We start from the raw sequence: 12,182 nt of genomic DNA, 5'->3' as shown, positions 1-12,182 counted from the left end.
TTTCAAATTTGGTCGGTGATAGAGGATAACTCGCCACTGCGTGGCTCGCCCTGCGGGCCGTTGCTGACGCAACGTTCCCTCGCGCTGCTCGGGTCGAACCTCTGCCCCCGGAGGTTCTCATCCTCATCGGCCACAGATGCAAAAAAGCCCGCTGAAAGAGCGGGCTTTTCAAATCTGGTCGGTGATAGAGGATAACTCGCCACTGTGTGGCTCGCCCTGCGGGCCGTTGCTAACGCAACGTTCCCTCGCGCTGCTCGGGTCGAACCTCTGCCCCCGGAGGTTCTCATCCTCATCGGTCACAGATGCAAAAAGCCCGCTCAAAGAGCGGGCTTTTCAAATTTGGTCGGTGATAGAGGATAACTCGCCACTGTGTGGCTCGCCCTGCAGGCCGTTGCTGGCGCAACGTTCCCTCGCGCTGCTCGGGTCGAACCTCTGCCCCCGGAGGTTCTCATCCTCATCGGTCACAGATGCAAAAAAGCCCGCTCAAAGAGCGGGCTTTTCAAATTTGGTCGGTGATAGAGGATTCGAACCTCCGACCCCTTCGTCCCGAACGAAGTGCGCTACCAGGCTGCGCCAATCACCGAATGCGGGCGCATCTTACTGCTGAGACCCGCACCCGTCAATGCCTTATTAAGAAAAAATGGCTCAAGCGGCGAGAAACTCGCCACTCCGCTTATTTCTTCGCTGTTTTGCTCGCATCAGGAACGCGGCACCAGTTGTTATGCTCATTAATCCCGCCATCTGGCGAGGTATAGCCGAGGCAGCCCATGATGGTGTCGTACAGCTCAACGTGGCGACGCGGCACTTTCATCGCCGCCTGCTGCTGGAGCCGGGCAAAAGAAGCGGCATGATCGGGCGCTTCCAGATACTTATCCGACATCCACACCATCATCGGTACCCGGAACTGCTCCGGCGGCGCCATATTGCGCGGCGTACCGTGCAGGTGCTCACGCTCATTGATGGACTCGCCATGATCGGCCGCGTAGAACACTATCGCTTTCTTATCACGCAGCTGATCCAGCACGCTGACGATAAAGTGATCGACGTAGGTCACGCTGTTATCGTAAGAGTTGATCAGTTCCGCTTTCGAACATTTACTGTCCACGCCCACGCACTCCGGCTGCCACTGCGCGAAGCTGCGCGGATAACGCTGGGTATAGTTAAAGTGCGACCCTTTGGTATGCAGAATGATCAGGTGCTTACCCTGAGTATTCTTGGTTAGCGAACGCTTCACTTCATCCACCAACAGCATATCATCCACGCTCTTACCGCGGTTACGCGGCTCCGCGCCAATCTGCTCGCGATAGGCAATGCTGTTCGCCATGGTATTGCTGTAGAACCACATCTCGCTCTGCATGGCGTACAGATCGCCGGTAAAGCCCAGCTGATGCAGGACCGCAAAGACGTTTTGCTCTTTCAGCGTCCGCTGTGGGTTATCTTCCGCCCCGCCCTCGCGCACAAACATGCAGCGCAAGGAGAGCTTGGTCGCGGTGTCGCACGAATACCCGCGGAAGGCGACCAGGTTTTTCTCCTGGGCCAGCTTTGGCGTGGTATTCCGGCCATAGCCCAGAATGCCCATATGATCCCACCGGGTGGTCTCACCGATGATAAACACCACGTAGGTGTCATCCAGCCCTTCCGGCGCCACATAGGTGAATTTCTTTGCCGGATTGATCAATGACTTGTTATCAGAGGACTCATCCACCTGCGCCCAGGCATACAGCCCCAGCGCGGAGAGCCAGTTTGACGGCAGATAGGAGTTGGCAATCACTCCGCCGTAGCTCGGCATATCAACCTCTGAGCTGCGTTCAACGTTCTTCTGTCGCAGCTCGAGCAGGCGAATCGGGCCCCAGACCATTAAACCGGCCAGCACGACGATAGCGATATTTTTCATCCGCTGGCCAGGAGTGCGAATTTGCCGCAGCAGGGTGTGACGACAGCGGTTATTCCAGATAAGCAGCAGCGGCGGCGTACTCACCAGCACCAGCCACAGAATCAAATGCCAACCGATCACCTCCTGGGACAGGTCAATATCCGTCGTCATCACCGACGCAATGATTCCGTAGCCAATCACCACATTCAGGAAGGTCATGTAATAACTGGCGGCAGCGGAGAAAATAACGACCAGGGTGGCTAATATTCGCCAGACGCGCCGGCCCAGCAGCGACAGGATACGCAGCAGAAAAAAGGTCACCAGTACGGCCGCAACCAGTTCCACAACTCCGGAAAGCCCTTTCCAGAAGGTAAATTCCTGCGCATAACCGTTGAGACGACGGAAAAACACAGCACCGTTCATAAACCAGCCGATGTACAGCGCCAGCCAAATACTGAGCTTCTGCTGCGTCATCGTTCTAATATATTTCATGCATGAAACCTGGAAAAAGAAGAGATAAAACCACCTTGCTTACGCAATATAAGCGAGCAGGTTAATAGAGTGCGTTCAGGTTGATTAACTACTCAAACCCTTTCGAGATGCCTTGCGGCGACAGGCCCGTGAACCCTCTGGAGCTTACTCAAGTAAGTGACTGAGGTCAGTGGCGCAGTCAACAATAAGGCAGGTTGAAGGACGGAGAGTATAAGAAACCTCTACAAAGCGCGCTAAGTAGACCACAGAGGAAGGAAAAAGTACCAGGAGGGAATGTGATCCAACCAAACATTTACAAAACATTTGGTTGGATTGGCACTATTCGTTAAGGAAATGAGTGCTTCAGGCCAGGCATGCTGCGCCTTCAGGCATGCGCCTCGCTATAAACGTCGCTTTTTGGCTGACGAATGGTCGTGGAGAGCGCCAGGGAAAGAATCAGCAGGGCGAAGATAACGCAGAAGGTCACGTAGAACCCGCCAAACAGTGACGCAATCAGCGACCCGCAGATGCTGCCGATACCAAAGCCCAGATAAATCACGCCGTAGTTTTTCGCCAGGTTATTCAGACCGAAGAATTCACTGACCAGCGACGGGAACACGGTAATGGTGCCACCGAAGTTAAAGGCGACGCAGGCGATGGCGGCAAAGAAGGTCATGGCGTTCAGCGGCGCGAACAGCAGCGCGGCCATGCCGACCAGCGAAACCACCTGACCGATGGTAATCACCCGAATACGGGAGATTTTATCCGACAGAATCCCCAGAACCAGACGGCCGCTCAGGTTGGCGATAGAAATAACGGTCACCGCATTCGCCGCCGTCGCGACATCCAGATGAACCATCCCCTGGGCAATATCTTTTGCCACACCGATGACATACAGACCGCTCATACAGGCCGTCAGGAACATCACGGCTAACATCCAGTACTGCGGTTTACGCATCGACTCGGCCAGCGTGAAATCATTTTCCACCACGCCGTTGTGGGAGGCGGCGGTGTGGTTCGGCGCATCTTTCATCAATGTTGCGCCGCAAACAATCATCAGCAGCACAATCGCGCCCCAGATAATAAAGGTTTTCTCCAGCCCAACGGTTGCCAGCAGATGGGTATCGATAAATTTGAAACCGAGGCTACCGAGGCCGTAGGCGCCAATGGAAAAGGCGGAAATCAGCCCTTTACGCTCCGGGAACCACTTCACGCAGTTGGAGAGCGTCAGCAGATAGCCAGCGCCGTCCGCCAGCCCCACCAGCAGGCCCGCGCTCAGCCACAGCATCATCAGGCTATTCGAATGGGCGGTGAGGAAAAAACCGAGCCCCAGTAGAATCCCGGAGGCCATGGTGACGCGTTTAACGCCAAAGCGTTCCTGCAATTTACCGGCGACGGAAGAGGATAACGCCAGACCGAGGCTTAACAGACCGAAGGAGAAAGCCACCTGGCTTACCGGTTCGCCCAGCTTTGCGGAAAGAGAACTGTTGAACAAACTCCATGTATAAACCGATCCCAGCGCGAATTGTGTCACGATCGTGCCGGCTAGCGTAAGCCAGCGGGTATATTGACTGTTTGCAGCGTTCATAGCAGATATCCTGAAGAATTAACTGCCGCCACAATAGCGAAGCCCGCCGAGCGCCTGGCGAAAAAAGGCATGAAATGCCGCCAGCGAGGAATGAAATGCCGGAATGCCGGAATGAATGACATTGAAAAACGGCTGCGCATAAAATTAGTCGCGCTAAGTTAGTACCCACTACCTCACAACAATGCATCAACACTGTGTTTTTTAAGTAACATGCGCGTATCTTACATGCTACAAAACGCTAAAAGTTGGCGCTGACGCCCATCACATAGAGATAATTCGCCCCCGTTGGCACATTATCCGCCTGCGACAACGCCGCCCACGCCGCAAGGTGCGAATTGAGTGACATATCCGCCCCCAGGGTCACATCGCGCCAGGAGCCGTCCTGCGCCCGACCAGCAGCCCCAATCGGATCCGCGGAGAGCGACTGGTTGTAGCTCACCTGGGCCCAGGGATGCACGCCCCACAGCGCCTGATAATCCATCCGCCAGCCCAGCGTATTCACATAGGGGCTTTCTGGCGCACGACGGACGACGGGCGGCGATATTGCATCGCTGCGCAGACTGGCCACCGGCCCGGAGGTGACGCCATTCGCCAGGGTAAAATTCCAGCCCACGCTCATCCCATGGCCGCTATCCGGGGGCGCCAGCGCCTGATTCAACGCCATGCCGGGCAGGTCGCCAGAGGTATTCATCCGCTCCGCGAGGATATCTTCATAACGGGGTTGGTGATCGCTATCCCACGTATAGCGTTCAGGGGTATTACTTTTGGTATCGATAGCGATATATTCCTGTTGCCAGGCATTGGCGCTCGTGGCCAACGCAGCCCAGACGGCGACGCACGCCGGGAGAAATCCCCCCCGGAGACCATTGCATTTCTTTATTATCATTAATGCGACTCCATAAAGAGCCAAACAGGCGCTGTTGCTGTGTTTTTTATGGGATGTGCGGCCCTGAATACCCGAATAATGTGATTAGGCGAGCGAATGCGGCTAGTGCACATGCAACATCAAAAAGGGTGGGTATATTGGGGAGTGGTATCCCTGTATTAACTATTATCTTTATCTTTCAGCCGTCAAGGCGAGCAGGTAAGTTTTATGACTAAAGGGAGAGAGACATGCAACGTTGCGGATGGGTAAGCCAGGACCCGCTCTATATTCAGTATCATGATAGCGAATGGGGCGTTGAGCAAAGAGATGCCCGTAAGCTGTTCGAAATGATTTGTCTTGAGGGCCAGCAGGCCGGGCTGTCGTGGATTACGGTACTGAAAAAAAGAGAAAACTATCGTCAGGCCTTCCATCAGTTTGATCCGGTTCGCGTCGCCGCCATGGATGACGCCGATATTGAACGTCTGCTCCAGAATGCCGGTATCATTCGCCATCGCGGGAAAATTCAGGCCATTATTGGCAACGCCCGCGCCTTCCTGGCGATGGAAGAAAACGGCGACGCTTTCGCTGATTTCGTCTGGTCTTTTGTCGACAATCAGCCACAGATCTCCCATCCGGCGACGCTGGCGGAAATTCCGACCACCACCCCCGCCTCCGATGCGCTGTCAAAAGCGCTGAAAAAGCGCGGCTTTAAGTTTGTCGGCTCAACGATCTGCTACTCCTTTATGCAGGCCTGCGGTCTGGTCAACGACCATGTGACAGGCTGTTTTTGCCACCCCGGAGGCCAGGATGATCCGCAAGTGGGACGCTAAAAATAGCCATCAGCTGCTCTCGCTGTGGCTGGAAAGCACGATTCACGCGCATCCCTTTATCAATGAAACGTACTGGCACGATAGCGTCGCGGTGGTACGCGATGTCTATCTGCCTGCCGCCAGCACCTGGGCATGGGAAGAGGACGGAGAGATAAAAGGCTTCATCAGCGTGCTGGAGTCACGTTTTATCGGCGCGCTTTTCGTCGCGCCGAAGGCTATCCGCCAGGGGATCGGCCGCGCGCTGCTGGACGAGGTCAAACAGCACTACGCCTGGCTCAGCCTCGAGGTGTACCAAAAAAACGTCCAGGCGGTGAATTTTTACCATGCGCAAGGCTTCCGGATAGAAGACTGCGCATGGCAGGACGACACGCTACAGCCGACCTGGATTATGCATTGGCCGGCGGATCAAACGCCGTAAGCGGCAACGCGGGCCCCGCATATTTTTCCAGCCACGCCAGCGCCGTATTGCCAGCGCAGCCGTTGCCCAGCCGCGAGGTAGGGATATCTTTGGTCAGCACGTTCACCGCGCCGTTCTTGCAGATCCCCGCCTGCGGGTCGAGATCGGGCCACGCCCCTTCATGCAAACAGATAACCCCTGGCCGAATCCCCTCCGTGACTACCGCCCCGGCCAGAACCTGACCGCGCGAGTTCCACACCCGCACCACATCGCCGTCGGCAATCTGCCGCGCCTGCGCATCCTGCGGGTGAATCGTTAACGGCTCGCGACCGGCAACGGCGTACTGGTCGCGCAACGATGTCTGATTCAGCTGGCTATGCAGACGATGCGCCGGATGTGCGGAAAGGAGCTGCAGCTGTTGCGGCTGGGCATTGCCGTGCCACTCATCGGGCTCCAGCCACATCGGGTGCGGCGGGCAATCGGGGTAGGCAAAACCGGCAATCGTCGGCGAGTGAATCTCGATTTTTCCGCTGGCGGTTTTCAGCGGGTTAGCCTGCGGGTCGGCACGGAAAGCGGCAAAACGGGCAAAGCGGGCGTTTTCCGGGTTTTCCGGCATTTCTATCAGCTGATTAGCCTGCCAGAACTGCTCAAAGGGCGGCAGCGTCACCTGCTGGCTGGCTCCCCGCTGCGCGGCGATCTGGTAGAAGGTTTCCAGCCACTGCAGATCGCTTTTCCCCTCGGTAAAACGCGCCCGTCCCCCGGCTTCCCAGCGCTCGCTGAGATCGGCAAAGACGTCAAAGTCATCGCGAGCTTCATCCCGGGGGGCAACCACCCGCTTCATCGGCACCAGATGCTGGTTACTGTAATCACCGGTCATGGTCATATCGTTGCGTTCAAACGAGGTGGTGGCCGGCAGGACGATATCGGCATGACGGGCCGCGGCGGTCCAGAAGCACTCTGAAATGACGATCAGCTCCGGTTTCTGCCAGGCGCGGATCAGCCGGTTGGTATCCTGATGATGGGTAAAGTTGGCGCCGCCCGCCCACCAGATAAACCGGATATCCGGGAAGTGGCGATCCATGCCGTTATGCTGATAGGCGGCGCCCGGGTTTTCCAGCGCTTCGACGATTCGCGCGACCGGTATTTTTTCTACCGCATCGGTACCGCCCGCCACGCTCCCCTGCATGGAGCCCAGCACCGCCGCCCGACGGGTGGGGTTGCCGCCGTTGGCGAAATGGTACGACAGGCCAAAGCCGCCGCCCGGCGTGCCAATCTGCCCCAGCATCGCCGCAAGCGTCACCAGCATCCAGTGTTTTTGTTCGCCAAACTGCTGGCGCTGCATCCCCCAGCCGGACATCAGCATGGTCGTATTTTCGTGGAATAAGGCCGCCAGTTCACGGATCTTACTCTCACTAACGCCGCAAATCTCCGCAGCCCAGCCGGCGGTTTTCGCCGTGCCGTCGCTCTCGCCGGTCAGGTAGCGGGCGAAAATGTCATAGCCGCTGGTGCAGCGGGCGAGGAACTCATCGTCCTGCCAGCCGTTCTCAACCAGCGTATGGGCGATGCCGAGCATCATCGCCACGTCGGTACCCATATGAGGAGCGATCCACTCGCTGGCTTCGCCAAAGAAATCGACGGTTTCCGATCGCATAGGATCGATACAGATCACGCGCTTGCCGCTTTTACGCAGCCGATCGAACCACGGTATCCCCTGTTCATCGGAGGCATTCCACGCAATCTTAAGCGTATTCAGCGGGTTGGCGCTCCACAGCACCACCACATCGCTGTGTTCCAGTAGCATGGGCCAGCTGGTTTGTTGCTGATAAACCTCATTGCCGCCCACCACATACGGCATGATCGCCTGCGCCGCGCCGGTGGAATAGTCCCCCAGATGGCCGGTGTATCCCCCCGCCAGGCTCATATAGCGCTGCAATAACGTCGCCGCCTTGTGCAGTACGCCGTTAGAACGCCAGCCGTAAGAACCGGCAAAAATGGATGCCGGGCCGTAGCTGTCCCGAATCCGCCGATGCTGGGTATGGATAAGATCCAACGCCTCCTGCCAGCTTACCCGCACAAACTCGTCCTGGCCACGCACGCCTTGCGGACTCTCCGGCGAAACCAGGAAACCTTTCCGCACCATCGGGTAGCGCACGCGGGTTTTGCTGTGCACCTGGTCACGTACGGCGGTTTGCAGGGAATTGGTGAAAGAGGTCTCCAGCGCACCGCGGGAAGAGAGGACATTTTCACCATCTGTTTCAACCAACATAGGTCCCCAATGGGCCGCGGTTAAGATCGTTTCGGTTGCAGATGAGGTTGGCAAAGCGAGCTCCTGGTCAGCGAATGCAGGTGTTATGACGGTCTGTCAGGTAACCGTTCAATGTTATTTACAAAAAGAGAGATTATCCGGGGAATTTTCTCCGCATCCGGGCGTCATAATCAACCGTCACGCGTGCGGTGACAAAGAATAAAAAGGATTAAGGAAATAACATGAAAAAACGCGTACTCATGATTGCGGCTGTGGTTAGCGGCGCACTGGCGATTTCTGGCTGTACCACCAACCCCTATACCGGCGAGCGAGAAGCAGGAAAATCCGGCATCGGCGCCGGGATCGGCTCACTGGTTGGCGCGGGCATAGGCGCCCTCTCCTCGTCGAAGAAAGATCGCGGCAAAGGGGCGCTGATTGGCGCGGCGGCCGGGGCAGCGCTGGGCGGCGGCGCCGGTTATTACATGGATGTGCAGGAAGCGAAATTACGCGAGAAAATGCAGGGAACCGGCGTCAGCGTGACGCGAAATGGCGATAACATCGTGCTGAATATGCCAAACAACGTCACCTTCGACAGCAGCAGCGCCAACCTGAAACCGGCCGGTGCGAATACCCTGACCGGCGTCGCCATGGTGCTGAAAGAGTACGCTAAAACCGCCGTTAACGTCGTGGGTTACACCGACAGCACCGGCGGTCAGGATTTGAATATGCGCCTGTCGCAGCAGCGCGCAGAGAGCGTCGCCAGCGCTCTTATTACTCAGGGCGTGGCGGCAAACCGTATTCGCACCAGCGGCATGGGCCCGGCGAATCCGATTGCCAGCAACAGCACTGCGGAAGGAAAAGCGCAGAACCGTCGCGTAGAAATCACCCTCAGCCCGCTTCAGTAACAGCGGTGGCCGGTCCTGGCCTCGTCTCCTTCGCCCGGCAAAAGGTCGTCTGCCGGGCAAAATGCTTGATATAGCGAATTTTCGCGCTAAGGTGTTGTGCAGATTTCAGCAAAGGAAGCCATCATGGCGAAAGCGGCGCGAGCAACCATCAGCGATGTGGCGAAAGCCGCAAAGACCGGAAAAACCAGCATTTCACGCTACCTCAACGGCGAAAAGCACCTGCTTTCCGATGACCTGCTGGCGCGCATTGAAAAAGCGATTGCCGAGCTCAACTATCGCCCCAGCCTGATGGCCCGCGGCCTGAAGCATGGTCGTACCCGGCTGATTGGCCTGATCATCGCCGATATCACCAACCCCTACTCCGTCAATGTGCTCAGCGGGATCGAAGCCGCCTGTCGCGAAAAGGGCTTTACCCTGCTGGTGTGTAACACCAACAACGAGCTGGACCAGGAGCTACACTATCTTGACCTGCTGCGCAGCTACCAGGTCGAGGGGATCGTGGTGAACGCCGTCGGGATGCGTGAAGAGGGACTTAACCGCCTGCAGCAGTCGGCGCTGCCGATGGTGCTTATCGACCGTAAAATCCCCGACTTCGCCTGTGATGTCGTCGGTCTGGACAATACCCAGGCCGCCACCACGGCCACCGAACATCTGGTGGAAAAAGGCTTTGAAGCCCTGCTGTTCCTCAGCGAACCGCTCGGCTCGGTGAACACGCGCCGCGAACGCCTGAGCGCTTTTCGCGCCACCCTCCAGCGCCACACCGGCGTCGTGGCCGAGAACGCCGAAGTCCCGCTGAACGACGGCGCGATGCTGGATAGCGTTCTGCGCCAGTTTCACTCCCGCCATCGCGGCATGCGCAAAGCGGTGATTTCCGCCAACGGCGCCCTGACGTTACAGGTCGCGCGCGCGCTTAAACGGGTCGACCTGATTTGGGGCAGCGATATAGGCCTGCTCGGTTTCGACGAGCTGGAATGGGCGGAGCTGGCAGGGGTCGGCATTACCACTCTCAAACAGCCCACCTGGCAGATTGGCTACGCCGCGGTGGAGCAGGTGGTGCGCCGGATTGAAGGCACTAATGACCCCATCTGCGAGCGGGTCTTCTCCGGCGAGCTGATCGTCCGCGGTTCCACCTCCCGTTAATCGTCCTTCGTGATGGCGATCATAAATTAGACATCCGCCCCTTTCCTTTGGAACCGGTACCATCTAGCGTAATAGAGAGATTCGCTACAGCGCTACCGGGAGTTTGTCAGATGGCCAGAAAAATCATTGTCGTGACCGCCGCTTATGGTTACGACCGCGTTAAAGCACTTGGCGGGCAGTCCGCTGTCCTGCCGTTTATCGCCGGATCCGGCGCCGACGGCGTGGAAATCCGCCGCGAATTATTCAGCGCTGACGAGCTTAATCAGCTGCCAGAGCTGGCGGCAAACATTGAACGCCACAACCTGCTGGCCTGCTATTCCGCCCCGGAAGCTTTGTTTGAAGTCGATGGTTCGCTCAACCCGCGTCTGTCGGCCTTACTGCAGGAAGCGCAAATCCTCAACGCCCTGTGGCTGAAACTCTCTCTCGGCCACTTCACCCACAACCATGAACTGGAGAGGCTGCGCCGCACCCTGCAGGAAAGCGGCATGGCGCTGGTGGTCGAAAATGACCAGACCGACTGCGGCCAGCTGGCGCCGATGCAGCGCTTTAAGGCCAGCTGCCGGGTGAATGCGCTGCCGATCACCTTGACCTTCGATATGGGCAACTGGCTGTGGGTCGGTGATTCGCCGGAAGAGGCCGCCCGCTATCTGGCCCCCGCCGTTAGCTATATCCACGTCAAGGCTGCGGAACCACACCATGAGCAGTATCGCGCCGTTCCTCCCGATGAGGCGTCAGCACGCTGGCTGGCGCTGCTTAACGACCTGCCGGCCGATGCCCCGCGCGGTATCGAATTTCCGCTGGAGGGTCATGACCTGACGGCCGTGACCCGCCGCTATGTGAATTTGTTACGCGAGGAGTAAGCCATGGAAAACCAATTAGATGTCATCACCATCGGCGAAGCGATGGCCATGTTTGTCGCGGCCGAAACCGGGGACCTGGCTGACGTTGAACACTTTATGAAGCGTGTCGCAGGCGCTGAGCTGAACGTCGCCACCGGCCTTGCTCGCCTGGGGCTGAACGTCGGCTGGGTCAGCCGCGTCGGCAAGGACAGCTTCGGGCGCTTTGTCCGCCATGCGCTGGCAAAAGAGGGCATCGATGCGCGCGGCGTTACCGAGGATAGCCGTTACGCCACCGGCTTTCAGATGAAATCCAAAGTCGAAAATGGAACCGATCCCATTGTGGAATATTTCCGCAAAGGCTCTGCCGCCAGCCATCTGTCGCCGGATGACTTCCATGCCGATTACTTCGCCAGCGCCCGCCATCTGCATCTAAGCGGCGTGGCCGCCGCGCTGTCTGACAGTTCATACGCCCTGCTGGATCATGCCGCCAGGACGATGAAAGCCCAGGGGAAAACGCTCTCCTTCGACCCCAACCTGCGCCCGGTGCTGTGGAAAAGCGAAGCCGAGATGGTGGAAAAGCTGAATCAGCTCGCCTTCCAGGCCGACTGGGTGCTGCCTGGGTTAAAAGAGGGCATGATCCTCAGCGGTCAGCAGACGCCGGAAGGCATCGCTGACTTCTATCTCACCCGCGGCGTTCAGGCGGTGGTGATTAAAACCGGCGCCGACGGCGCCTGGTTTAAAACGGCCGCTGGCGAACAGGGCGCGGTCGCGGCCATAAAAGTCGATAACGTTGTCGATACCGTGGGCGCCGGCGATGGCTTTGCCGTGGGGGTGATTAGCGCGCTGCTGGAAGGCAGATCGCTGCATCAGGCGGTACAACGCGGTAACAAGATTGGCTCGCTGGCCATTCAGGTCCAGGGGGACAGCGAAGGATTACCTACGCGCGAGGCGCTGGGCGAGTAACCCAGATCAGCATAATGATAACGGCCTCCCCTGTACCCTACATACGGCGGCGGCGTCATGAACCTC

General features: G+C 57.8%; 10 protein-coding genes, 1 tRNA gene and 3 other RNA genes. 6 read left to right on the top strand and 8 right to left on the bottom strand.

The genetic code is table 11. The features are described 5' to 3' along the window. Positions 1-9 precede the first annotated feature (9 nt). The 7 genes from EDF73_RS12005 to EDF73_RS11975 all read right to left on the bottom strand — a co-directional run bounded on the left by EDF73_RS12005 (position 10) and on the right by EDF73_RS11975 (position 4,818). Positions 10-141, bottom strand: a non-coding RNA gene (locus tag EDF73_RS12005) — RtT sRNA. Positions 142-175: 34 nt separating this feature from the next. Then, positions 176-307: non-coding RNA, RtT sRNA (locus tag EDF73_RS12000), on the bottom strand. A 33-nt stretch (positions 308-340) separates the two neighbouring features. After that, a non-coding RNA gene (locus tag EDF73_RS11995) (RtT sRNA) lies at positions 341-472 on the bottom strand. Between the two features lie 34 nt (positions 473-506). After that, positions 507-583 (bottom strand) — tRNA-Pro (locus EDF73_RS11990). 90 nt (positions 584-673) lie between these two features. Next, positions 674-2,365, bottom strand: a complete 1,692-nt coding sequence (gene eptB, locus EDF73_RS11985; protein ID WP_132729355.1) for a kdo(2)-lipid A phosphoethanolamine 7''-transferase — start codon at positions 2,363-2,365, stop codon at positions 674-676. A gap of 364 nt (positions 2,366-2,729) precedes the next feature. Continuing rightward, positions 2,730-3,932, bottom strand: coding sequence for an MFS transporter (locus tag EDF73_RS11980; protein ID WP_132729354.1), 1,203 nt, complete (start codon positions 3,930-3,932; stop codon positions 2,730-2,732). 238 nt (positions 3,933-4,170) lie between these two features. Beyond that, the gene (locus EDF73_RS11975; RefSeq protein WP_132729353.1) at positions 4,171-4,818 is read right to left on the bottom strand and encodes an autotransporter outer membrane beta-barrel domain-containing protein; all 648 of its coding nucleotides are present in this window, start codon (positions 4,816-4,818) and stop codon (positions 4,171-4,173) included. Positions 4,819-5,045: 227 nt separating this feature from the next. Here EDF73_RS11975 and tag point away from each other — a divergent pair, with 227 nt between their 5' ends. Both tag and EDF73_RS11965 read left to right on the top strand, forming a co-directional pair. Further along, the gene (gene tag / locus EDF73_RS11970) at positions 5,046-5,627 is read left to right on the top strand and encodes a DNA-3-methyladenine glycosylase I (protein ID WP_132729352.1); all 582 of its coding nucleotides are present in this window, start codon (positions 5,046-5,048) and stop codon (positions 5,625-5,627) included. Then, positions 5,605-6,045 (top strand): N-acetyltransferase, encoded by a 441-nt coding sequence (locus tag EDF73_RS11965; RefSeq protein ID WP_132729351.1) that lies wholly within the window; start codon positions 5,605-5,607, stop codon positions 6,043-6,045. Before tag ends, EDF73_RS11965 begins: the two co-directional genes overlap by 23 nt. On the opposite strand, the gene EDF73_RS11960 is transcribed toward EDF73_RS11965, so the two are convergent. Next, positions 6,014-8,344, bottom strand: a complete 2,331-nt coding sequence (locus EDF73_RS11960; RefSeq protein WP_132729350.1) for a molybdopterin guanine dinucleotide-containing S/N-oxide reductase — start codon at positions 8,342-8,344, stop codon at positions 6,014-6,016. The genes EDF73_RS11965 and EDF73_RS11960 overlap by 32 nt on opposite strands. Before the next feature lie 167 nt (positions 8,345-8,511). On the opposite strand from EDF73_RS11960, the gene EDF73_RS11955 reads away from it, so the two are divergent. The 4 genes from EDF73_RS11955 to EDF73_RS11940 all read left to right on the top strand — a co-directional run bounded on the left by EDF73_RS11955 (position 8,512) and on the right by EDF73_RS11940 (position 12,116). Further along, the gene (locus EDF73_RS11955; protein WP_132729349.1) at positions 8,512-9,174 is read left to right on the top strand and encodes an OmpA family lipoprotein; all 663 of its coding nucleotides are present in this window, start codon (positions 8,512-8,514) and stop codon (positions 9,172-9,174) included. 123 nt (positions 9,175-9,297) lie between these two features. Then, positions 9,298-10,314, top strand: coding sequence for a LacI family DNA-binding transcriptional regulator (locus EDF73_RS11950; RefSeq protein WP_132729348.1), 1,017 nt, complete (start codon positions 9,298-9,300; stop codon positions 10,312-10,314). A 110-nt stretch (positions 10,315-10,424) separates the two neighbouring features. Then, positions 10,425-11,174 carry a sugar phosphate isomerase/epimerase gene (locus EDF73_RS11945; RefSeq protein WP_132729347.1) on the top strand — a complete coding sequence of 250 codons (750 nt, stop codon included), beginning with the start codon at positions 10,425-10,427 and terminating at the stop codon, positions 11,172-11,174. Between the two features lie 3 nt (positions 11,175-11,177). Then, positions 11,178-12,116: a sugar kinase gene (locus EDF73_RS11940; RefSeq protein WP_132729346.1), complete on the top strand. Its 939-nt coding sequence runs from the start codon at positions 11,178-11,180 to the stop codon at positions 12,114-12,116. Positions 12,117-12,182 lie beyond the last annotated feature (66 nt).

The organism is Klebsiella sp. BIGb0138, from assembly GCF_004342285.1.
GTDB lineage: Bacteria > Pseudomonadota > Gammaproteobacteria > Enterobacterales > Enterobacteriaceae > Klebsiella.
The sequence above is the reverse complement of the archived record's forward strand: the minus strand, read 5'-3'. Positions and strand labels throughout refer to the sequence as shown.